Here is a 23875-nt window from a genome sequence, read left to right on the forward strand (position 1 = left end):
GTATCAAAGAGTCATGGCGACAGAAAAACCCGCGCCCGGCCAATTCAATCTTGCCTGCAGATCACGAATCAGCCGCGGATTCACCCTTGAAAGTGCGGCCCCGCGTACCCGGAGAGCTTGGCCTGGATAAAGTCCAGAAAGCACTGAATGCGCAGCGCCAGCTGCGAGTTGCGGTAGTACACGGCATGGATTGGCTGGCGGTAACCGCTGTTGAATGCGCCCAATACCACCTGCAAGCGCCCGGCCTTGATGTCTTCATGGGTCATAAAGTGCGACAGGCAGGCGATGCCCTGCCCTTGCAGTGCCAGATGGCGCACGGTTTCACCGCTTGAGGCGCTGATGGCCGGCTGGATGGGCCAGCGGTCGCCCTGTGCATAACGCAGCGGCCATTGGTTGAGGCCATCGTTCTGGGTGAAACCGATCAGGGTGTGGTCGGCCAGTTCTGCAACACTTGTGGGCATCCCGTGGGCAGCGATGTAGTCCCGGCTGGCAAGGATATTCAGCGGGCTGCAACCCAGCGAGCGGGCATGCAGAGTGGAGTCGGCCAGGGTGCCGATACGAATGGCGATATCAGTGCTCTGCTCCAGCAGGTCGATGATCAGGTCGTTGCTGTTGAGCTCCAGTTGGATCTCGGGGTACAGGGCACGGAATTCGGGGATATACGGCACGATGGCGTGCAGCACAAAGGGCGCCGCTGCATTGATGCGCAAACGCCCTGAAGGCGTGCGCTGGTGCGAGATCAGACGCTCTTCCAGCTCGTCCATCTGCTCAAGGATCAGCTTGGCCCGTTCGAAGAAGAACTTGCCCTCCTCGGTCAGGTCCATACGCCGCGTGGTGCGGTTGATCAGCGTAGTTTCAAGCTTGGCTTCAAGGCGTGACAGCGTGCGGCTGACGGCAGAAGGCGTTTGCCCGGCCTGCTCGGCAGCGGCAGAAATCGAACCGCACTCGATTACCGAAACAAAGATTTGCAGCTCATCGGATCTGGCTTTCACGGGTGCGACCTTATCGGCGATTGGGAATGGCCAAGCCAGCCACTGCCACCTGTGGGAGCGGGCTTGCTCGCGATGGTATCACCGCGATCCGTCAGCACAACTGCGCAGTCTGCATCGCGAGCAAGCCCGCTCCCACAATGGCTGCATTTATGCCTTGAGGGCGAACACCTCAGCCAGATGTTGCTCGTAACGTGCGGCATCAATTTCTGGCTGTGGGCGCTTCATCACATCTACACACAGGAAGGTCGGCAAGCCGGTCATGCCCAAAAACTCATTGGCCTTGTGGAACGGGAAGTACACCGCGTCCACGCCCTTGCCTTCAAAGAAGTCGGCCGGGTCGTCGAACGCTTGCTGCGGTGCGTTCCAGGTCAGGGACAGCATGTATTTCTTGCCTTGAATCAGGCCGCCGCTGCCGTAGCGCTGCGAGGCGTCGGAACGGGTGCGGCCGTCGCTGGCGTAGAGCTTGCCGTGGCCTTCGGTGAACACTTCGTCCATGTACTTTTTAACGATCCAGGGTGCGCCCATCCACCAGCCCGGCATTTGATAGATGATCACGTCGGCCCAGAGGAATTTTTCGACTTCTTCGGCAATATCGTAGCCTTCGTCGATATGAGTCACTTTGACTTCAAAGCCCTGACGATCAAAAAACGCCAGTGCAGTTTCATGCATGGTCAGGTTGTAACGACCATCGGAGTGAGCAAATTTTTTGGCGCCGTTAAGCAAGAGTATTTTTTTCATCATCAGCCTCCAGGGGGTTAAACCCTCAGCGCTGTTGAGCGACATCGGGGGTTCAAAAACATGTCGGCAGAATATCGATGCCCTCGCGGGAGAAAAACCCGTGTTGGGTCAAATAACCTTTGCCGCTACAGCACGAATCAATTGTTAATTGTTGATCAGCAAGTGCATACCCAGCAGCGCCATGCCGATAAAAAACACCCGTTTAAACAGCAAGGCGCTGATGCGCTGGCGCAACGATTGCCCCAGCCACATACCGAGCATGGCGGGCACCAGTGCCAGTACCGAGGCATTCAGCTCACCGCCACCCAGGTTGCCGCGCCAGTAGAGCCCGGCGGCAAGGGCCAATGTGGAGACGCTGAAGGACAAACCCAAGGCCTGTACCAATTGATTTCGGTTCAAGCCCAAGGCTTGCAGATACGGCACGGCAGGAATCACGAAGACCCCGGTAGCAGAAGTGATCACCCCGGTAATAAGCCCGCACACCGGGCCTAGCCAGCCTTCATGCTGCGGGGGCACATGCAGGGTAGGCAGGAACAGGCCGATCAGGGCGTAGAGCAGCAAGGCCGCGCCCAATGCCCGAACCACCCAGCTACCGCCGTCGATGCCGAGCCAAAGAATGCCCAGCCCGGTGCCGATAAAAATCGCCAGTTGCATGGGCCACAGGCGCTTTATCAGCGCCCGAAGCTGCCCGCCTGCGGCCAGTTGCCAGGTGTTGGTGACGATAGAAGGAATGATCAGCAGCGCCGCAGCCTGCGCCGGGGCAATAGCCAGCCCGAGCATGCCCATCGCAACCGTCGGCAGGCCAAGGCCGATGACGCCCTTGACCGTGCCGGCCAGTAAAAAGGTCATCATCACCAGCAGTGACAAAGCCCAGCCAAGGTTTTGGTAGAACTCGATAAGTGTTTTCATGGGGGCTAGGGTGGGGCATCGGCAGGAGCCTGAAAATGTGGCATACACTGAGCTAGCCTCTTGCCTGGCAATAGGCAGATCACACACTTACCCACCTTTGTGGGAGCGGGCTTGCTCGCGATGGGATCGCCACGGTGTACCCGGCAGACCGCGGCGCCTGAATCGCGAGCAAGCCCGCTCCCACAGGATTGTTGAGGTCCGTTTTATGCACTTCGATCTGGTTGATCTGCGCCTGTATTTAAATGTCTTACAGGCGGGCAATATCACCGCAGGCGCCAACCTCAGCCATCTCTCCCTGGCCGCTGCCAGTGCGCGGATCCGCGCCATGGAGGCCTCACTGGGCGTGGACTTTTTGCAGCGCAGCCGCCGTGGTATCAGCCCAACCCCGGCCGGGCAAGCGCTGGCACAGCATGCGCGATTGCTCTTGCAACAGGTGGAGCGCATGAACCACGAACTCGCCGAATACGCCCAGGGCTTCAAAGGCCGCATACGCCTGCTGTGCAACACCGCCGCCCTCACCGAGTACCTGCCCGAGTTGCTCGCTGATTTTGTGCGCCAGCACCCCGCGATCAGCATCGACCAGCAAGAACTCACCAGCCTGCGTATCACCCATGCCTTGCGCCAGGACGCGGCAGATATCGGGGTGATTTCCAACGCCGTAGACACCCGTGACCTGCAAACCCGCCCCTTTCGCGATGACCCGCTGGTGCTGGTGGTGCCCCTCGATCATCCGCTGGCCCACTGCCCTGCCCTCAGTTTCAACGACACCCTGGGCCATGACTATGTAGGGCTGTCGGCCAGCAGCGCGCTGGCGGTGTATCTGGAAGAGCAGGCGCTGCACTGCGGCTTGCGCATGCAGGTACGAATCCGAGCCGAGGGCTTTGACGGGGTGTTGCGCATGGTTGCCCGGGGCGCCGGGCTGGGCATCGTGCCCCATGCAACCATTAGCCGCTGGCAGGCACCGCGCACCTTCAAGGTGATAAACCTGAGCGAGCCCTGGGCCGATCGCAAATTGCTGTTGTGTGCCCGCTCGTTCGAGCAACTGCCCGCCTATGCCGTGGCGTTGCTTGAAGCGTTGTCGTTCAATTGAGCCTGTAGGACAGGTCGCGGATTTGTTTTCACCTGTATGCCTGCATTTTTACCCGGAGTAATATCCGGGGCTTGCGACACCCGGGGCGCCTTTGGCCGCGGGTATTTTGATCAGATTTTGAGAATAACAACCCACAGGGCACCCGATGGCTGACGCTAATTCCCCCCCGGTCACACTCAAACGCGGTTTGAAAAACCGCCATATCCAGCTGATTGCCCTGGGCGGCGCCATTGGTACGGGCCTGTTCCTGGGCTCGGCGGGCGTACTCAAGTCCGCCGGGCCGTCGATGATTCTGGGCTACGCGATTGCCGGTTTTATCGCCTTTCTGATCATGCGCCAATTGGGCGAGATGATTGTCGAAGAACCGGTGGCCGGTTCGTTCAGCCACTTTGCCCACAAGTACTGGGGCGGCTATGCAGGGTTTCTGTCGGGCTGGAACTACTGGGTGCTGTACGTACTGGTAGGCATGGCCGAGCTGACGGCGGTGGGCAAGTACATCCAGTTCTGGTGGCCCGAGGTACCCACCTGGGTCAGCGCCGTGGTGTTCTTTGTGCTGGTCAACCTGATCAACACGCTGAACGTGAAGGTGTTTGGCGAAATGGAGTTCTGGTTCGCGATTATCAAGGTGGTGGCGATTGTCGGCATGATCGTGCTCGGCTGCTACCTGCTGTTCAGCGGTACCGGTGGCCCGCAAGCGTCGATCAGCAACCTGTGGAGCCACGGCGGGTTTTTCCCCAATGGCGGCACCGGGCTACTGATGGCCATGGCTTTTATCATGTTCTCCTTCGGTGGCCTGGAGCTGGTGGGCATCACCGCAGCGGAAGCCAGCGAACCGAAAAAAGTCATCCCCAAGGCCATCAACCAGGTGGTGTACCGGATTCTGATTTTCTATGTGGGCGCCCTGACGGTGCTGTTGGCGCTATACCCGTGGGATCAGTTGCTGGTCACTCTGGGCGCCGGTGGCGATGCCTACGGCAGTAGCCCGTTTGTGCAGATTTTCGCCCTGATCGGCAGCGATACCGCCGCGCAAATCCTCAATTTCGTGGTACTGACCGCCGCATTGTCCGTCTACAACAGTGGCGTGTACTGCAACAGCCGTATGCTGTTCGGCCTGGCCGAGCAGGGTGATGCGCCCAGGGCATTGATGAAGCTGACCAAAAATGGCGTGCCCTTGCGCGCGCTGGGCGTGTCGGCGCTGGTGACCCTGCTGTGTGTGGTGGTCAACTATGTGGCCCCGCATAAAGCGCTGGAGCTGCTGTTTGCCCTGGTGGTTGCCTCGCTGATGATCAACTGGGCGCTGATCAGCCTCACCCATATCAAGTTCCGCAAGGCCATGGCCGTTCAGGGCGTAACCCCTTCGTTCAAGGCGTTCTGGTTCCCGTTCAGCAATATCCTGTGCCTGGTGTTTATGGCGATGATTGTCTCGGTCATCTGGATGATCCCCGACGTTCGCGCCTCGGTGTATGCGATCCCGGTGTGGTTGCTGGTGATCTACGGTTTCTACCTGCTGCGCCTGCGCACCGGCAAGGCACTGGCCAGCGCGGGCTAAGGTCCATGTGACCTCAACTGTGGGAGCGAGCCTGCTCGCGAAGGCAGCAAGCGGCGCGAATAATCGGTAAACACGCGCCATCGTTTACGACCTTCGCGAGCAGGCTCGCTCCCACAGAGGCACCATGCACTTTTGCGCATTCGGGTCACTGGGGGTCGGAACCAGGCATCTGTCGAATGACGCCCCCGGTTAGGGTGGAGTTTATTAACCCATCACCGGAGGTCTTATGTCTGCGCCAATTACCGTGCTTCGCGACACCCATCCCCTGCCCGTGCTAGATGCCTGCAAATGGGAAAAACTCGAAGGCGACCCACACACTGTCAACCTCAACGCTTACACCAGCGAAGACGGCAGCAAGATCATGGGCACGTGGATTTGCACGCCCGGCAAGTGGTATGTGGAATATGTGAAGTGGGAATACTGCGACTTCCGTGAGGGCTATTGCATCATCACCCCGCAAGGCAAGGAGCCGATCCATCTGCGTGCTGGCGATATCTTTGTGGTGGAGCCGGGTATGAAAGGCACGTGGGAAGTGGTTGAAACCGTGCGCAAGTATTTCGTTTTTGCCTGATTGAAAGCACGCAAAAAACCCGGGATTCCGCCCGACGCGGATTCCCGGAAAAACCCCTTATTAGGGTTTGCGATAGCTGTTAATGATGGCCGAAAAGTCCTTGCCGCCTTCGCCGCGCAAACTCATGGCCTGATACAACTGTTGCGCCACAGCGCCCATCACCACGGGTTGATGGGCTTGGCGTGCAGCTTCCGTCGCCAGCCCCAGATCCTTGAGCATCAGCTCGGCACCAAAACCACCGGTATAGCCGCGTGATGCAGGGGCGGTTTCAACGATGCCCGGCCACGGGTTATACACCTCCGAACTCCAGCAGCGCCCGGTGGAGCTGTTGATCACCCCGGCCAGCACTTCGCTGTCGATGCCCAGCGCCGCGCCCAGGGCCATGGCTTCGCTGACGCCGACCATGGAGATCCCGAGCAGCAGGTTGTTGCAGATTTTAGCCACCTGGCCGGTGCCCACATCCCCACAATGGACGATGTTGCGGCCCATTTGTGCGAGTACCGGGTGCAGAGTGTCGAACAGAGCCTGAGAGGCGCCCACCATAAAAGTCAGGGTGCCAGCCTGCGCGCCGCCGGTGCCGCCGGACACCGGCGCGTCGGCCATTGCCACGCCTTGTTTGGCAGCAGCAGCGGCCACATCACGGGCGGTCTGCGGGTCGATGGTGCTGCAATCCACGGCCGGTACGCCTGCGCCGATACCGGCCAGCACACCGTCCTCAGCCAACCACACGCTGCGCACATGGGCCGCGGCCGGGAGCATGGTGATCACCAGTTCGGTGCCTTGGGCAGCTTCGCGCGGCGAGGCGCTGATATGGCCACCCAGGCCCGCCAGCTCAGCCAGAATGTCCTTGTTCAGATCAAACAGGTTCAACGAATGCCCGGCCTTGAGCAGGTTGCGCGCCATGGGTGCGCCCATATTGCCCAGGCCAATAAATGCGATGTTCATGCTGTGTGCCCTCAACGAAGATGGATGGTGGTGTTGACGCCATCATTCACGCTTTCATCGTCAAACCAGCGGCTGGTGACGGTCTTGGTTTGAGTATAGAACTGCACCACTTGCTTGCCGTACGGCCCCAGATCGCCGAGTTTCGAACCACGGGAACCAGTAAAGCTGAAGAACGGCACCGGCACCGGAATCGGGATATTGATGCCCACCTGGCCCACGTCGATTTCTGTCTGGAACTTGCGCGCCGCTGCGCCGCTTTGGGTAAACAGGCCGGTGCCATTGCCGAACGGGTTGGCGTTGACCAGTGCAATGGCCTGATCCAGGGTGTCGACCGCAATCACCACCAGCACCGGACCGAAAATTTCCTGGGTGTAGATTTGCATATCGGTGGTGACGCCAGAAAACAGGGTCGGGCCGATAAAGTTGCCTTGTTCGAAGCCCGGCACCTTGATGTTACGGCCATCGAGTTCGAGCACTGCACCTTCCTTGATGCCGCTTTCGATCAGCCCCAGCACGCGCTCTTTCGCACGTTTGGAGATCACCGGGCCTACATCTGTGCCCGCTTCGCTGCCTGCGTTGACCTTGAGGTTTTGCGCCAGCGCCTTGAGGTCGGGCAGCCACTGCTTGGCGGCACCCACCAGCACCACCACCGAAGTGGCCATGCAACGTTGCCCGGCAGCGCCAAAACCAGCACCCACCAGAGCATTGAGGGTTTGTTGACGGTTGGCGTCAGGCAGCACCACGGCGTGGTTTTTCGCGCCCATCATCGATTGCACGCGTTTGCCGTGACGACCCGCCAGGTCGTAGACATGGGTGCCGACCGCGGTTGAGCCAACAAACGAAACGGCTTTGATATCGGAGTGGGTGCAAAGTGCATCCACGACATCCTTGCCACCGTGAACGACGTTGAGCACGCCTGGTGGAACCCCGGCTTCCAGCGCCAGCTCGACCAGCATCAGGGTCGACAACGGATCTTGCTCGGAAGGCTTGAGTACGAAGGTGTTACCGCAGGCAATAGCCATCGGGAACATCCACAGCGGAATCATCGCCGGGAAGTTAAAGGGTGTAATGCCCGCGCAGACGCCGATCGGTTGGCGCAAGGTGTAGGTATCGACTCCACCTGCAACGTTTTCAGCGAATTCACCCATCTGCAGGGTGCCGATGGAGCACGCGTGCTCGACTACTTCCAGGCCACGGAAAATATCGCCCTCGGCGTCGGCAATGGTTTTGCCTTGTTCAGCACTGAGCACGGTCGCAATGCGCTTGGAGTGTTCACGAATCAGCGCCTGCAGCTTGAGCATAATGCGCATGCGCGCACCGATCGGCGTCAGCTTCCAGGTCTGGAAAGCGCGTTGGGCGGCGGCGATGGCAGCGTTGACTTCATCGGCGGTGGCAAACGGCACTTTGGCCAGCACCTGCTGAGTGGCCGGGTTAACGATGTCGTGCCACTCGGTGGACTGCGACTCGACCCATTCGCCATCGATCAGCAGGCGGGCGTTCTGATACGGGGTGGTAGAAACGCTCATGAAAGTCTCCGGAATTATTTTTATGAGTACGGGCGTCCAGATTGGTCGCAGGACTGTTTTTGGAGTATAGGTGTGCGTTCTTCTAATAAGAACGCACATAAAAGCCGGTCTAACATGCAAAAAAACATCACATCGTTAAGCGCACTGAACTGGGACGACCTGAAGTTTTTCCTGGAAGTGGCCCGCACCCGCAAGGCCAGCAGCGCGGCCAAGCGCCTGGCGGTGGACTACACCACCGTGTCGCGACGGATCAGCTCGCTGGAGGCAGCACTGGGCACGCTGTTGTTTGAAAAGTCGCGCACCAATGGCTTTACCCTGACCAGCGAAGGCCAGCGTTTGCTGGGTTATGCCGAGTCGATCGAAAGCACCCTGCATATGGCCTGCGAGCAGGTTTCCGGGTCCGGGGTGGCGTTATCGGGGCATGTGCGCATGGGCTGTACCGAGGGCTTTGGCAGCTTTTTTATCACCCCGCAGCTCAGCCACTTTGTGCATAACTACCCGGCGATATCGGTGGATATCCTGCCGTTGCCGCACTTTATCAGCCTGTCCAAGCGCGAGGCGGATATCGTGATTGCGCTGGAGCGCCCGGAGCACGGGCCGTATGTGTGCTGCAAACTGTGCGACTACCGCTTGCAACTGTTTGCTACCCAAGAGTATCTGGACCAACACCCGCCAATCCTCCGGACGGCAGATTTGTCGGAGCACACCTTTATCAGTTACGTGGACGACCTGGCGTTCAGTTCGGAGCTGCTGTACCTGGCCAATGTGTTGCCGGGCGCCAGCGCCAACCTGCGCAGCACCAGCGTGATTGCGCAGTTCGTAGCGGCGCAGCAAGGGCGTTCGCTGGCAATTCTGCCGTGCTTCCTGGCCGCCCAGGACCCGCGCTTGCTGCCAGTACTGCCGGAGGAGGTCAATCTCACTCGCCAGTTCTGGATGTACTGCCGCGAAGACCTGCGCAAACTCAAGCGGATCACCCTGCTGTGGGACTACATCCGCGAGGTGACCGAGCTGAATGCACCGTTATTGCTGGGAGAAACCCGCGGGATGAAGTTCGCGGATTGATTCTGCGCAATCCTGGGCCCTTGCTGTTTGTAGTCGCTGAGGAGCGCAGCGACTACATGTCGTGGCGCATGAGGTTAATCCGCGATCACCACAATCAACACACGACGCTTGCATTCCGCCCCACTCAATGGAGCTCCCCACTCAAGCAGCCACTGACGATTCTTCATGACTTTTGAGAATCGCCCTACAGATACATCAATCCCATATGAAGTAGCGTCCTGTCGCACTTAAATGGCGTAACACGGATCGTAAATTGCACAGGGCGAGTTATGGCAGTTGAAAAACTATTCCCGAGTTATAAGGGATGTAATGGGATAGATGGCAACAGGCTACACGCCGAGGCTACAGAGGCAGCACAGGCCGCTTGGGAGAGAACACTGGCGGCGAATGCAAGGAACGAGCGGGAAGCTGACGCACATAGGAGTTCGATCAAGAAGCCGGATGAGGTGGCCCCACGAGGATTCGTCTTCGCCAAGAGTTGCACGCTGCCAAATGGGACCATCAACTACATCAGTCCAGGCGGAGCCATTCCCACCGATCCGATTAGCCAATATGGCGAGCTTGCCTTGCTGGGTGGTCGTGAAACGGATGCACAAGGGAACATTCCACTCAAGAAAATCAGTGGTGCCCTTCCCGCCTCACTGGGAACTCTTCTATTAGGCGGCGCCGCTGCCACTGCTGGCAGTGTGTCTTGTAGTGGTTTGTGTACGGCTGGTGCTGTGGCGTCTGGGGCTACCACTGGTGTTGTTGCTGGTGCATTGGCGGGAGAGGTTGGTTTGCTGTGGCCATCCAGCTTGGGTGACAGCAGCCTATATACAGAAGAACAGCTCAAGTCACTTAAAGAAGGGCGTACCCGTGTCCGACTAACCGTTGAGCAGCAGTCCGATGGCACCTTGAAGGGATACGGGTACAACACCCAGAAGCGCCGTGACTGGGAAATGATTCCCGTAGTGCAGTTCGTTGCTCAAGGCTCCCAGCAAGTGGCTGACTTTGGTGACGGCGTAACCTTGATATGGACGCCAGCCGCTGACCCATCCAGCACGTTAGGGACTCCAGCGTTAGAAGGCGCACCACAGGCACCACAGATTTGGATTTATCCGCCCACCAAACAGGCTGATAACATCATTGTCAGTCCGATCTACCCGGACACTTACAAAGACTTCATTTTGGTGTTCCCGGCTGATTCTGGTGTGCAGCCGTTGTACATCGTTATCAGCGCCCGGTATTCACCGGGAATCGCAACAGGACTGGGTGAAGATGTGTTCGGCATCTGGCTTGCCGGAGCTGGCGCAGGGTTAGGTGCTCCAATCCCTACCCGGATAGCGGACGTATTACGGGGGCGAGAGTTTAAGAGCTTCGATACTTTCAGGGCGGTATTCTGGAAGGCAGTAAGCAACGATCCTGAGCTATTTAGCCAACTGAGTGAGGACGATCAGGCGCGTGTGCTAACTGGGAACGCCCCTACTGTTCGATTCAGAGACTCGGTAGGCAAACGGGTCACCTATGAAATACACCACGTCGAGCTAATTAAAGATGGGGGGGCGGTGTACGACGCGGACAACCTAAGGGTGAATACCCCTCGAAACCACATTGACCTTCACAAGAAAAAGTAGGCACAGCATGGAAAACATTTCTGATTTCACCGAAGCCGAATTCATCGCTTTCATCAAAAACATACGTGTCGTCAACAAAGGCGGCACGGATGAAGAGCTTGGCGAGTTGCTTGAGAAATTCAGTCAGCTTGCAGGCCATCCCGACGGCTACGATTTGATTTTCCACCCAGAACCCGGTGCGGACAACTCTGCCGAAGGTGTCACCAAGACGGTGAAGGAATGGCGTGTTGCTGAGGGCTTGCCGGGATTCAAGGACAATTGATTTCCAGTACTTGGCCCAAAGTGTGACGATGGCGCGGTGCCAAGCTACCGGGTAGCTTCCAGTTCATCCAGGAAATGGCCGAGCCCTGTGCCCTCAAGCGTTGCATTTCAATGGCTACAATTCCTTCTCACCATCTTCGGCGGGATACTGATATTCATCGTCAGTCAGGCGGTGCTGAAACACGCGATTGAACCCGTGCAAAGTTTCGGCGTACCGCATGAACGCTGCGAGGTCGAACCCGTAGGCACCGTCAGTCAACGGCACCAATCGTTCACTACGCTTAGAAGTGATACGGCTTGGCGAGTCTTGTCTTCTGTCTCACGGGAAAAGCGAGGTTTGTAACGGTGTTTGCAACAGCGGGTTGAGCTGCACGAATACTCATTGCGGTTAGCCTCTGTAATTATTGGGTTAACCTGAGTTCCTTGAAGTTCTGGATGTATTGCCGCGAGGACTTGAGGAAGCTGAAACGTATCACCCTGCTGTGGGTCTACATCCGCGAGGTGACCGAGCTGAATGCACCGTTATTGCTGGGAGAAACCCGCGGGATGAAGTTCGCGGATTGACCCGAAAATCTGTGGGAGCGGGCTTGCTCGCGATGCAGGCGATGCGGTCTTGCAGGTAAACAGTGAAGATGCCATCGCAGGCAGGCCAGCTCCCACAGGTTTCGTGGCGCACTGCAGAATCCGAACCTTGCAGGGGTCATTGTGTGGGAGCCGGAAATAACCGCCTTTAGTCGGCAATCACCACAATCGACACACGACGATTCTCTGTCCGCCCCGCCCGGGTGTTGTTGCTGGCCACCGGCTCACGGCTGCCCAGACCACGAACCTGGATATTCTCCGGACGCATGCCGACTTTGGTCAGGGCCTTGACCACGCTGTTGGCGCGGCGCACTGACAGTTGTTCGTTGTAAGACTCCTTACCGGAAGAGTCGGTATGGCCATCGACTCTCACACGCTGAATATCAGCACCCAGCAAGGCGGTGCCAATACGCTCGACGATTTCCTGGCTCTGTGCGTTGAGCACTTCCAGGTCGCTGCCAAACAGCACTTTGCCCGACAGGCCGAACGCCCAACCCTCTTCGGTCAGCTCAAAGCCCTGTTCTTTCAAGACAGCAATCTGCGCCGGGGTCAGGCCCTTTGGCGGGGCAGTCTGGCAACCGGTCAACGACAACGTGGCCAACAGCAAGGCAACGCTAAAAAACTGCAGATAACGCTGGGTCAATGCACGCATAGGGGGTTAGCTCCTGATGATTACGGTCTTTGCGGGGTACTCCGACTCCGCTAGATGTTGCCCGCCTCGGGCGAGGCGCTTTGCCTGGTACATCGCCGAGTCCGCTGCACAGAGCAGTTCCTGAGCGGTAGCACCATGTTCGGGGTAAACGGCGATGCCGATACTGAGCGAGGACACGACACACACTTGCCCCGGCAATTGGATCGGCTCAAGCATGCTGGCGATGATCTTGTCGGCGATGCGCTGGGCATCTTCGACCTTGTGCAGCGGGGTCAGCAATATCGCAAACTCGTCACCGCCCAGACGCGCCACTACATCGTCTTCGCGCAACTGGGCACGGATGCGCGTGGCCACAGCCACCAGCACCGCATCACCGGCGGCATGGCCATAAGAGTCATTGATGTCTTTGAAGCGATCGCTGTCGAGAAACAGCACTGCGGCCTTCTCCCGGGCCTTGTTCAACGAGCGCAGGGTGCGCGTCAGCCGCGTCTCAAAGTAGGCGCGGTTGGGCAGATTGGTCAGCGAGTCGTGGCTAGCCTGATGGGCCAGGGTCTCATTTTCGTTTTGCAGATGGCTTTGCCATGACTCCAGTTCGTCGAGCAAGGCATTGAAGTCGTTGCCCAGGCTGTCCAGTTCGGCAATATGCGCGGGCGGTACACGGCGGTCGAACGCTCGCTCACGACGCGCGGCGTGAGCCACTTGAGCCAGTTGCTGCAAGGGCCCGGTGATGCCGCCCAGAAGCCTGCGCGACAAGTACAACGCACTCCAGGCACTGAGCGCCGTGCACACCAATACCCCAAACAGGCCGCTAAGCAAAAAACGCAGCATATTGGCGCCGTGCCCGCGCACGACCACCCGACCGACCTCCTGGCCCTGATGCAGAATCGGCATGCTGACCGGCTGTTGCAGCAGGCCATCGGCCAACAGCATTTCGACCCTGGACAGCAGATCGGTTTGCGGGCGCTGCCAGTGCGCGAGCAGTTCACCACCGACGGTGTAGACCTGAGCCTCGGCAACCGCTTCGGTGGATGCAATCAAGGCCAATGCTTCGGTTGCCGCCCCAGGGTCGTCAAACACTACGGCCGCTTCCACGGTGTAATTGATGGAGCGGGCAATCAGGTGCAGGTTGTGATCGGCGTATACCCTGAGCGCCAGCACGCCCAGCAGGGTCATCGAGGCGCTGGCCAGTGTCACCGCGACCAGCGCCACCCCCAGGTGCCCACGGCGCAGCACCGAGCGCAGCCTGCGGCGTTTTTGCGGAGCATTGAGCCAGCTCATGGCTGGGCCGCCCGACGGCGTGACAGTTGCAACACACTGGGGTGAATACGCACGCCGCTGCGAGCGACGGAGTCGAGGTTGACCTCGAACGACACCTGCTCATCACGCACATGCAGACAAAACAGGCTGCCCACCGTGCATTGATCACCGTCTTCGCTGATGCTGAGCACGGCCTGGGTATTGAGGCTGGTAAACAGGCCGCTGCGCTCGTCGGCGCTCAGTTTGCCCAGGTACACCGCGTTGCAACTGCTGGCGATGCTCGGGTCACTGGCCAGCACACGACGCGCCTGTACCGGCCGACCACTGGATTGGGTAGCACCTTTAAGCAGGTCATCGGTGTATTGGGTAGGACCAATCACGCACAACTGCAATTGCGCCGGCTCTGTGGGCCAGCGTGCATAACTGAGGATGCCAAGGACCACCTGGGTCACGGCCTTGGCGCGCTGATCCGCCAGGTTGATGGGCGTTTCAGCCTGAGCCAGGCAAGGAGTGCTCAGCAGTAACAGGCAAAAAGATAACAGCCGTAGCCGCCATCCAAAGTGCTGTTCTGTCGATGAGACAGCCACGTCCATGCGGGATTTCTCTGAGATCTTTGTAGGAATAGTGTCGTAACGATAGCACGCCCTGTGTATTAACTGTGATACAGGTCACATAGAGCGCAATCAGGTACTCCCTCCGGGGATTTTTGATACTGGGAGCTGGTTATCCCAGCCCCAGCATCAACCCGCTCAGACGCTTGACCTTGCGCTGTACCGCCTCTTCAAAGACTCCGCCGCGCGGCTCGATCAGGCTGAACCAGTGCTTGGCCCGAGTGATGCCAGTGTAGATCAGCTCTTTGGTCAACACCGGGTTGAGCGCTTCAGGCAGCACCAGCGCGGTGTGGGAAAACTCCGAGCCCTGGGATTTGTGCACAGTCATGGCATACACCGTTTCGACATCATTGAGGCGGCTTGGCAGTACAAAACGGATGCCGCCCTGCCCGTCATTACGGGCGAAAGCCACCCGCAATACATGACGCCGGGCCTGCCCATCACCCTCGGGAAGCTTGAGGGCGATGCCAATATCGCCGTTCATCAGGCCCAGCCCGTAATCATTGCGGGTCATCAGCACCGGGCGCCCTTCGTACCATTGCTGATCACCGTCAATCAGCTTGCGGGCAAACAGGGCACTGGTGATGCGTGCGTTCAAACCCTCTACACCCCACGGCCCCTTGCGCACGGCGCAGAGCACTTGAAAAGCCTCGAACGCTTGCAGCACGCTGCCCGCCCAAGCCGACCAGCGCGGGTCTTCAAGGCCACTCTCGGTGTCGGGGCGCTGCGCGCGCAATACCTCAAGGTAGTGCCGATAGCCTTTGGCCTCAGTACCACGCCCTTCCAGCGCAAGACGTTCAAATGCGCGGTCCTGCTCACCCTTGAGAGGCAATGCAAAAAGATCGGCATGAGTACCTGCCGCCAGCAAGGCCCGCGCCTCACCAGACTGTTGCTGGTTGACCAGACGCGACAGCTGGCCGATGCCACTGCCTTCACCAAAGCGTCGCGAGTGGCGCAGCATGACCACTTGCTGGGCCAACGGATGGGAACCGTCGAGGTCTTGTTGCAAATCGCTGGCGCCGAGGTTTTCGCCACTGACCTGCTCCAGCCAGGCCCGGGTTTGCGGGGTGTACCAGCCCGCTTCGGCATCGCGGCACAAATCTCCCAGTACGGCACCGGCCTCAACCGACGCCAACTGGTCCTTGTCGCCCAGCAACACCAGCCGCGCATGGGCAGGCAGGGCATCGAGCAGGTTGGCCATCATTTCCAGATCGATCATCGAGGCTTCGTCGACCACCAACACGTCCAGCGGCAGGCGATTGCCCGCATGATGGCGGAAGTGCCGGGTACCAGGGCGGCTGCCTAGCAGACGGTGAACAGTGGTCACGTCGCAGGGGATTTTTTGCCGGACCTTGTCGTCCACTTCCAGCGACTTGACTTGCAGGCTGATGGATTCAGTCAGGCGGGCGGCGGCTTTGCCGGTCGGCGCCGCAAGGCGAATACGCAAGGGGGCACCCGCCTCTACTGCCGGAGCTTGCAGCAAGGCCAGCAGACGCACCACGGTAGTGGTTTTGCCGGTGCCGGGGCCGCCGGTGACGATGCTGAAAGCCCCCCGTGTGGCCAGGGCGCAGGCCAGCTTTTGCCAGTCAATCGGCGCATTCTGTGCCGGACTGCCGAACAAGCCATTCAGGCGTGCAGGCAAATCCTCAGGTGTCGCTTCCGCTATCGCCAGACGTTGGCGCAAGGCACCGTCGATTCGACGCTCATAAGCCCAGTAACGGCGCAGATACAGACGGCGCTCACTCAGCACCAATGGCCGACTGGCCGCATCCGCCGACGGCAGGCCCGCATACTCAACCAGGGGGCTGGCTTGCAGCGCCTTGCACCAGGCGTCACCGTCCAGCGCCTCAAGCAGTTGCGAAGGCAGCAGCATGGCGCTGGTCTGCACATCGCCTTCGGGTGGCAAGGACAAGGCAAAGTCGGGTTCTTTCAGGGTTTCGAACAGATCCAGACACACATGCCCGTGGCCCAGTTGATGGCTGGTCAGGGCCGCCGCCAGCAGCACCAGAGGGTCGCCCTGAGGGTCGCGCTCATGCAGAAACGCGACAAAGGCCTTATCCAGTGCACGCAACCAGCCGCGCTCGAGCCAGCGCTCCAGCAATACCAGCAGATCCTCGGCACGGCCCAATGGTTGCAGCAGGGCAAGGCTTTCAGCGGTCAACGGCGTAGGTAACAGTTCGGCAAACGAACGACTCATAACAACACTCCCTGTTCCCACGCCGGTTCAGCTGTTTTCGGCAACGGTTTACCCTGGAACATCAGGTCCAGGCTTTCGATCAATAGTCTGGGCGGGCGAGTGAAAAATACGCCCTGCCCCTGGGAGCGGGTACCGCGCAAGAACAAATACAGCGCGCCGCCCATATGCTGGTCGTAGTCATAACCAGGCAATCGCGCCTTGAGCTGACGGTGCAAGGCCAGCAGGTACAGGACATATTGCAGGTCGTAGCGGTTATCCAGAATCGAAGCGGTCATTGCCTGCTCGGTGTAGGCCGAATCATCAGTACCCAACCAGTTGGACTTGTAGTCCGCCACGTAATAACGGCCCTGGTGTTCGAAGGTCAGGTCGATAAAGCCCTTGAACATGCCATTGAGCAAGCTCGGTTCGGCCCCCGCTCGCGCCGCGCCGCCGTGGGTATGCTGGCGCACCAGTTTGTCCATCTGCACCACATCGACCTTGTGGCTGGCAAACCAGAACTCCATTTCGATCTGGTACTGGCTCAGTTCACTCAGTACTACAGCAGGCTGACCATTATTCAGACGCAGCGGTTCATCTTGCAGATGCTGCAACCAGTCACTCAAGGTCTCGATCCAGCCTTGCCAACCGCGACGGTTGCAGCGCCGTGCCACGGCATCCTTGATCGCGTCTGGGTCAGACTTGAACCCTTCGCTGCCCGCCCATTCAAGCAGGCCGTGAAGAAAGGTCCCGGGATTTGGCCCACGAGGGAAACGGTGGATATCGCCGCCACTGAGCAACACATCACGCGGCGCATCAGGATCGAGTCGCTCGTCATCCGAGAGCTTTTGCGCCAGGGCACTTTCAGGGGCTTCAGCGGGGCTGAGGCTATCTCCTATGCGCAGTGCACTGTAGGAAGCGATCCACCAGTTTTCTGCGGCGCGGCGGCTCGGGATCAGCGGTTCAAGCAGGGTTGCTTCGTTAAGCGGCGGGTAAAAATGCGCCTCGCAAGCGGCTGGAACAGGCTCGCACTGCAGGGCTTCGCAACCTTGCTGCACATCGGCCAGCCAGCTCTGCAAGCCCATGGACTCGGCCAGTATTGCCCCGCCCCCGAGTAAATAGCCCAGGGCCGAGAGATGCAGAACCGAACGATTGTTGTTACCGCGCTTGAGGTCGGCAACCCCTAGCCAGCAAGCATGCCGGGCACGGGTCAGGGCCACATAAAGCAGGCGCAGGTCCTCGGCCAGACGCTCGTCATCCGCTTGGGCAATCAGCTCTGGCGTCGGCTTCAAGCTAACCTGGGCGTTGCCCGCAGCGTCATGAAAATGCAGCGGCAAACGGCTGCCATCCACCGGTTTGCTGGAGCAGATAAACGGCAGAAACACCAAAGGGTATTCCAGACCTTTGGACTTGTGGATAGTCACCACCTTGACCAGTTGTTCATCACTTTCCAGACGCAGGATCTGTTCTTCCCCTGCCTGCCCGGACAATGCCAGATGCTCGGCCAGATGGCGGATCAATGCCTGCTCACCGTCCAGTTCGGCAGCGGCCTGCTGCAACAATTCGGACAGGTGCAACACGTTGGTCAGCACCCGCTCGCCATCAGGACGGGTAATCAGAGCCTGGGGTAGTTCAAAGTCGTGCAGCAGGCGGCGCAACATGGCGAGCACCCCTTGCTTGCGCCAGATTTCGCGATAACCGCGGAACTGCATCACGCGTTTTTCCCACGCCAGTTCGTCCTGGTTCAGACGCTCAAGCTCTATCAGCGGCAAGTCCAGGGTGATACAGGCCAGGGCGGCACGCAGTGGGCGTTCGACGTCCGGTTCGGCGCAAGCCTTGAGCCAGGCCAGTACATCATGGGCTTCCTGCGCGGCGTAGACCGAGTCCTTATCCGACAGGTAAACGCTGCGTACGCCACGGGCCGACAACTCTCGCCGCACTGCCTGCGCTTCCTTACCGTCACGCACCAGAATGGCGATATCAGCAGGCAATACGCCACGCAGTGTTTCGCCGTCTTTGGCAAAACCGCAGCGCCCTTGCTGACCGCCATTGAGCAGTTCGACAATCTGGCTGGCACAGGCTGCCGCCAGCTGCTGGCGATAAACAACTCCCGATAGTGGTTGCTCGGAGGGCAACTGCCAGAGGGTCAGGGCAGTGACGGGCTGGCCATCGAGTTGCAAGACTTCCTTGCGCCCCTGGGATTTAACCGAGACAAAGGGCACAGGGTTTTCAGAACCTTCGCGGAACAAAAACGCGCCCCGCCCGCTTGCACGCTGTTCGGCCCGTTCAAAAACGTGGTTTACCGCCTCAACCATCGCGTGGCTGGAGCGGAAGTTGGTATCCAGCGTATGCAAGCGCCCCGCGGTAGCCTGACGTGCGCGAAGATAGGTGTAAATGTCGGCGCCGCGAAAGGCATAGATCGCCTGTTTCGGGTCGCCAATCAGAAACAGACCGGTGTCGGGGCTGTTGTCTTCAATCCGGTAGATGGTCTCGAAGATGCGGTACTGCACAGGGTCGGTGTCCTGAAACTCGTCGATCAGCGCCACGGGGAACTGCTCACGAATCAGGGTCGCCAGGCGTTCGCCGCCTTCGGCCTGCAATGCCGCATCCAGGCGCAGCAGCATGTCGTCGAAACCCATCTCGGCGCGGCGGCGTTTTTCTTCTTCAAAACGCGTACTGACCCAGTTCGCTGCATGTTGCAGTACAGCCGCGTCAGGGGTCGGCAAGGCATCGAGCGCGGCCTTGAGACCGTGCATGGCGTCCAGCCCGGGATGCAGCGGGGCGGCGCCCTTCCAGGCTTCGGCCATGCCGTCGGGGGTCAGGCGGGTGAAACCGGTGCCGAGATCAAGCTGCTCCTGGGTTTCATCCGCTGCCCAGGCGCTGAGCTTTTCAAACCAGGGCTCAAAATAGCGAGCCTGCATTTTGCGGCCGTCAACAGATTTGCTGGCTACACCTTGCAGGCAGATATCGCGCAGTTCCTGTGCCCATTGCAGCCACGGGGCTTTCAGCTGCAGCAACGCCTGGCGACGCTCCAGCAAGCAGGCTTCGATCATTTGTGCGGGGGTTTGCTCAGCATTGGCGGGTTGGCGCGAGCTGCCAAACAACGCGCGCACACGCGGCATCAATGCCGCGGGGCCGCTCCAGTTGGCGCGTACCCAGTTCAGTGCATCGCCGTGCATGGGGTAGCAAAACAGCCGCCAGTAATCACGCAGTACTTCGCCCAGCAAGTCGCTGTGGTCGGTTTCCAGAGTCTGGGTAAACAGGCTGCCACTGTCGAAGGCATGCTCGCGCAACATGCGCTGGCACCAACTGTGAATGGTCGAAACCGCAGCTTCATCCATCCACTGGGCGGCGATATCGAGACGTCCGGCGCAAGCGGCCCACTGCTCGGGAGCAAACTGGTCACGCAGTTCCTCGACGAGAGCATCCGGAGCCTCGATCTCGCCACGGAAATATCGCGCTGCTTCTGCCAGACGGGTACGAATGCGGTCGCGCAGCTCTTTGGTCGCTGCATCCGTAAAGGTCACAACGAGGATTTGCGGTGGCAGTAACTCACGGCCAAAACCCGCCTCTTCGCCGCCATGCCCCAAAATCAGCCGCAGATAAAGTGCCGAGATGGTGAAGGTTTTGCCGGTGCCGGCACTGGCTTCGATCAGTTGACTGCCGCGTAGGGGAAAGGCCAGGGCCAGCGGTAATGTTTGCTCGCTCATTAGCGGGACGCCTCGCTGTTCAATGAGCGCCAAGGCGCATCAAAAAGTGGTCGATAGAGGGCATCGCACCACTCTTCAAATGCTTCGCCAGCCATCAAGGCCGCGTAGTCAGGGAACTGGCGGGCCAGGGCGGCGCTTTCGCGGCGCTCGCCGTCGCTGGTTTGGCCGTCACCTTCGTAGGCTTTTTGCGCGGCCGCATCGGCCTTGGCCGGGTCTGTCTGTGCCAGCCAGGCGAAGGCGGTCTTTACCGCAACGGGAAGCGGGTGGCCCATGCCGACTTTCCAGGCCATGAGCAAGTTGCCAAGAATTTCCCGGGCCTGCTTGGCCTCCAGAGGTTCGAGCAGCAAAGTGTCATCGCTGGCCACCAGGGCAGTGGTCATCTGCAGGCCACTGGCGCAGGCTGCAAGATGGTTTACCCAAGGTCGGGTCAAACGGTGCCATTTACGGGTTTTGATCGCACCAATGCTATTAGGAATGGTGGTAACGGACAGCAGGCCTTTGTCACTGCGCTGGTGCAAATTGCCGAGCCAGCCTTCCAGTGTCAGGCCTTGATCCTCAAAGCTGACAGGGAGGGCGCTGTTTAGCGGCGTAGGCCAAAGAGCCAGAAGGTTCTGATAGCGTTGTAGTACATCCGGTAATGGCTCGATCAATTCGTGTTGCAGACATTCGCCGAAACCGGCCATAGGTAGCAGGCCGCTGCCTTGCAGGCGCTGGGCACGGGTATGCAGAGCGCTTTCAAGCTGGTCGGGCTGTGCCAGTGCGGCTTCGAGCAGGCTGTCGCTCAAGGTGTAGCGCTGCAGTGCGTCGAGAACGAATGGTTCTTCATCGGCCAAAGGTACTTCGGCAGCCTCGAAGAAGACCTTCAAACGCTGGCTGAAGAAGTGACGCACAGGGTTGCGCAAGAAATCCTGCAATTGCGTCAAATTCAACGGTTCTTCCTGGACATGCGCGCCAAGCGTGCCGGGTTGCACAGGCTCCGGTTGCGGCGCATGCAGGCGCTGCCATTCACGGGCATAGCTGAACAGGTTGGGGTTGCCCTCATGAAAATAGCGAGTGCTAAAGGGCTGCAGCGGATGCTCTTGAGTCATGGCCTCAAGCAGCTCACCGCCCCCTTGCAGATGCCAGCCACTGGCAAGGTGATCACGTAGCTGGCCAATCAGGACGCAGGCCGGGCGCTCGCTGTTGTCGCGAATACTGCGCCCGACCCAGCTGATATAGAGCTGCTCCCGCGCCGAAAGCAATGCTTCGAGCAGCAGATAACGGTCATCTTCGCGCCGGGAACGGTCGCCCGGGCGGTAGTCGCTGCCCATCAGGTCGAAGTCCAGCGGCGGTTGAGCTCGCGGGTAGTCGCCGTCGTTCATGCCCAGCAGGCACACCAGCTTGAAAGGAATGGCACGCATCGGCATCAGGGTGCAGAAGTTGACCGCCCCAGCCAGGAAGCGCTGGGACAACTTGCCCTGGTCAAGCCCGGTTAACCAGGCTTCGCGTACTACGGTCAGCGGTAACTCATCCTGCAGGCCAACTAGCTCACAGGTTTCGAGCCAGGTTTCGCGCAGCTCTTCAAGCTGGGCCAGCAGGTAGTCGTCGTGTTCGGTTTCGGCCTGGAAAAACAGCTGTACCAAGGCTTGCAAACGCACGCCCCATTGCTGCGGCAGTGCCGGTTGCGAGAGTTCCTGATGGGCAATTTCCAGGGCATCGAGCAAGGCCACCAGCGGGCCGATCAGTACGGCATCCAGTCCGCCGATTTCATCATAGGGCTCAATACCATCGCAGGCTTCGCCACTGCCCACGGCATAGCCAAGCAGCATACGGCGCAAGCCGAAACGCCAACTGTTTTGCTCCAGTTGCTCGGGCAAACCAAGACCTGCGCGCTGCTCGGCATTCAAGCCCCAACGAATCCCCGCACCTTCGATCCAGCGATGCAGGGTAGGCAGGTCGCGTTCTTGCACCTTAAAGCGGGCGCGCAGTGATGGAACGTCGAGCAAATCGAGGATTTCACTGACGGGAAAGCGGCTATCAGGCAATTTCAGCAGGTGTTCAAGGGCGATCAGTAATGGATCACGACCACGCTGCCCCTGGTCGGCCAGGGTATAGGGAATAAAACGCCGATCATCGCGCTCGATCTGACCAAAAACAGCACGGATATGCGGTGCATAGCTGTCCACATCCGGCACCATTACAATCACATCCCGTGGCTGCAACTGGGGGTTTTCGCTAAATCGAGCAAGTAACTGGTCGTGAAGGATCTCGACTTCTCGTTGCGCACTATGGGCAACATGGAAACGAATTGAGCGATCCGTAGCCAAATCGATAGCGGGCCACAACTCACGGGTTTCGTTGAGCGGGCGCAACTCAAGAATGTCGTCCTGCAACTGGTTGAGCAGGTTAAGCGGCTCGACCTCGCTGAACAGGTCGATGCGCCCATCGCGAAAAGCGGCTCGGTAACTGTTGGGGTCGTCGTAACTGTCGAGCAGGTTTATATAGTCGCGGCCTTGCTTACCCCACGCTGCAAGCAAGGGATGGGCATGTTGATGCAGGGTATCCAGATCTAATGCCGTAGGCATGCCGCTTTTGCGGGCCTGACGTTTGTACTGATGACGCAGCAGATCTTTATCGGCAACGATGTCCGACCAATGATGGCGACAGGGGTTGTGTACGCACAACAATACCTGGCTGAAACGAGCAAGCCCGGCCAGGGCTTCAAGTGCCTGAGCGGGTAATGATGAGATGCCAAACACAATCACCCGCGCAGGTAAACCGGCCGGGGCTTGTTCAAGGCTGCTGATCCTGTCCATAAAGCGCTGGTGAACACCGGCCCGGCTCTGGGACATGCCCTCTTCACCCACATCAAGCAGTAGCGCGCGCCACAGTTCGGCCTGCCAGCAGTTGGCCGGGCTCAGGGCCGGGCTTTCGCCTCGGGCGTTGCGCAATTGATGGCGGCCAGCGGCCCAGTCTTCCAGCCAGTCGGCGCGGTACACCTGATATTGGTCGAACAGGTCGGCAAGGCGTTCAGACAATTGATAGCGCTTGCGCAGATCGGTGTCGTGAGTCAGAAAGCGCTGCAGCGGCTCGAAGTGCGGCTGATCGATAAGCGCCGGTAGCAGGCGCATCAGACGCCAGGTCAGCGGCGCCTTATCGAGCAGGGACTTGGCGGGAATTTCTTCGCTGCCCAGTACCAGTCGATAGAGCTGCCATAAAAAGCTGCCGGGCAACTGCACGTCCACGGCTGCGGCAATGCCACAGCCACCGAGATCATCTTCCTGAGTATCCTCGGCCAGAGCCAGCTTTAGCCATTGAGCAATACCGTTACTCTGCACCAGAGCAATTTCGTTCTCCAAAGGCGCCAGTGGGTATAGACGCATCCAACTGACGACCAGGTTGCGTAACTCATCGAGGCGGTTGCCATGAACCACCATAAAACCCGCATTGAGAGGCGTAGCAACCGACATAACGGCATCCTTAGGAGAAAGCAAAATCCAAAGGCGAACCTTAACATCGCTCGGCAATTGAGGCTTGAAGCTTGCCGGTGTTTTTCTGCCCACAAAAACAAACCCCCTGTCTGCGTTAGCAGACAGGGGGTTTGGAATTTAATCTTGACGATGACCTACTCTCACATGGGGAAACCCCACACTAC

17 protein-coding genes and 1 pseudogene are annotated in these 23875 nt (G+C 59.1%); 7 read left to right on the plus strand and 11 right to left on the minus strand.

Annotation, left to right across the window (positions count from 1 at the left end):
- Positions 1-80 precede the first annotated feature (80 nt).
- From ACZRMH_RS19110 to ACZRMH_RS19120, 3 genes are all read right to left on the minus strand, one after another.
- The gene (locus ACZRMH_RS19110; RefSeq protein ID WP_464014759.1) at positions 81-992 is read right to left on the minus strand and encodes a LysR substrate-binding domain-containing protein; all 912 of its coding nucleotides are present in this window, start codon (positions 990-992) and stop codon (positions 81-83) included.
- Between the two features lie 147 nt (positions 993-1139).
- Positions 1140-1730, minus strand: coding sequence for an NADPH:quinone oxidoreductase MdaB (gene mdaB, locus ACZRMH_RS19115; RefSeq protein WP_464014760.1), 591 nt, complete (start codon positions 1728-1730; stop codon positions 1140-1142).
- A 144-nt stretch (positions 1731-1874) separates the two neighbouring features.
- Positions 1875-2639 (minus strand): sulfite exporter TauE/SafE family protein, encoded by a 765-nt coding sequence (locus ACZRMH_RS19120; RefSeq protein WP_464014761.1) that lies wholly within the window; start codon positions 2637-2639, stop codon positions 1875-1877.
- 205 nt (positions 2640-2844) lie between these two features.
- Here ACZRMH_RS19120 and ACZRMH_RS19125 point away from each other — a divergent pair, with 205 nt between their 5' ends.
- From ACZRMH_RS19125 to ACZRMH_RS19135, 3 genes are all read left to right on the plus strand, one after another.
- On the plus strand, positions 2845-3729 hold the full coding sequence (locus ACZRMH_RS19125) for a LysR substrate-binding domain-containing protein (RefSeq protein ID WP_464014762.1): 885 nt from the start codon (positions 2845-2847) through the stop codon (positions 3727-3729).
- Positions 3730-3874: 145 nt separating this feature from the next.
- Complete coding sequence (locus ACZRMH_RS19130) at positions 3875-5278, plus strand: amino acid permease (RefSeq protein ID WP_464014763.1); 1404 nt, start codon at positions 3875-3877, stop codon at positions 5276-5278.
- 226 nt (positions 5279-5504) lie between these two features.
- Positions 5505-5849 carry a cupin domain-containing protein gene (locus tag ACZRMH_RS19135; protein ID WP_464014764.1) on the plus strand — a complete coding sequence of 115 codons (345 nt, stop codon included), beginning with the start codon at positions 5505-5507 and terminating at the stop codon, positions 5847-5849.
- A gap of 60 nt (positions 5850-5909) precedes the next feature.
- On the opposite strand, the gene mmsB is transcribed toward ACZRMH_RS19135, so the two are convergent.
- Positions 5910-6794: a 3-hydroxyisobutyrate dehydrogenase gene (gene mmsB / locus ACZRMH_RS19140; protein WP_464014765.1), complete on the minus strand. Its 885-nt coding sequence runs from the start codon at positions 6792-6794 to the stop codon at positions 5910-5912.
- 11 nt (positions 6795-6805) lie between these two features.
- Positions 6806-8320 carry a CoA-acylating methylmalonate-semialdehyde dehydrogenase gene (locus ACZRMH_RS19145; RefSeq protein ID WP_464014766.1) on the minus strand — a complete coding sequence of 505 codons (1515 nt, stop codon included), beginning with the start codon at positions 8318-8320 and terminating at the stop codon, positions 6806-6808.
- A 114-nt stretch (positions 8321-8434) separates the two neighbouring features.
- Here ACZRMH_RS19145 and ACZRMH_RS19150 point away from each other — a divergent pair, with 114 nt between their 5' ends.
- From ACZRMH_RS19150 to ACZRMH_RS19165, 4 genes and pseudogenes are all read left to right on the plus strand, one after another.
- Positions 8435-9382 (plus strand): LysR family transcriptional regulator, encoded by a 948-nt coding sequence (locus tag ACZRMH_RS19150; protein ID WP_464014767.1) that lies wholly within the window; start codon positions 8435-8437, stop codon positions 9380-9382.
- Positions 9383-9651: 269 nt separating this feature from the next.
- The gene (locus tag ACZRMH_RS19155) at positions 9652-10995 is read left to right on the plus strand and encodes an S-type pyocin domain-containing protein (RefSeq protein ID WP_464014768.1); all 1344 of its coding nucleotides are present in this window, start codon (positions 9652-9654) and stop codon (positions 10993-10995) included.
- Positions 10996-11002: 7 nt separating this feature from the next.
- Positions 11003-11257: a bacteriocin immunity protein gene (locus ACZRMH_RS19160; protein WP_464014769.1), complete on the plus strand. Its 255-nt coding sequence runs from the start codon at positions 11003-11005 to the stop codon at positions 11255-11257.
- 425 nt (positions 11258-11682) lie between these two features.
- Positions 11683-11820: pseudogene (locus tag ACZRMH_RS19165) on the plus strand (LysR family transcriptional regulator); the annotation flags it as partial.
- 166 nt (positions 11821-11986) lie between these two features.
- Here the strand turns inward: ACZRMH_RS19165 and yfiB are convergent.
- From yfiB to recC, 6 genes are all read right to left on the minus strand, one after another.
- A complete protein-coding gene (yfiB, locus tag ACZRMH_RS19170; protein WP_464014770.1) occupies positions 11987-12490 on the minus strand; it encodes an outer membrane lipoprotein YfiB in 504 nt (167 codons plus the stop codon).
- 6 nt (positions 12491-12496) lie between these two features.
- Positions 12497-13768 carry a diguanylate cyclase DgcN/YfiN gene (gene dgcN, locus ACZRMH_RS19175; RefSeq protein WP_464014771.1) on the minus strand — a complete coding sequence of 424 codons (1272 nt, stop codon included), beginning with the start codon at positions 13766-13768 and terminating at the stop codon, positions 12497-12499.
- Positions 13765-14340 (minus strand): regulatory sequestration protein YfiR, encoded by a 576-nt coding sequence (gene yfiR / locus ACZRMH_RS19180; RefSeq protein WP_464014772.1) that lies wholly within the window; start codon positions 14338-14340, stop codon positions 13765-13767. The genes dgcN and yfiR overlap by 4 nt, the downstream gene beginning before the upstream one ends.
- A gap of 130 nt (positions 14341-14470) precedes the next feature.
- Entirely contained in the window at positions 14471-16555 is a 2085-nt protein-coding gene (gene recD / locus ACZRMH_RS19185) for an exodeoxyribonuclease V subunit alpha (RefSeq protein WP_464014773.1), read from the minus strand.
- Positions 16552-20241, minus strand: a complete 3690-nt coding sequence (gene recB / locus ACZRMH_RS19190; RefSeq protein ID WP_464014774.1) for an exodeoxyribonuclease V subunit beta — start codon at positions 20239-20241, stop codon at positions 16552-16554. The genes recD and recB overlap by 4 nt, the downstream gene beginning before the upstream one ends.
- Positions 20241-23690 (minus strand): exodeoxyribonuclease V subunit gamma, encoded by a 3450-nt coding sequence (gene recC / locus ACZRMH_RS19195; RefSeq protein ID WP_464014775.1) that lies wholly within the window; start codon positions 23688-23690, stop codon positions 20241-20243. The genes recB and recC overlap by 1 nt, the downstream gene beginning before the upstream one ends.
- Positions 23691-23875: the final 185 nt, after the last annotated feature.

The organism is Pseudomonas sp. B414, assembly GCF_055408445.1.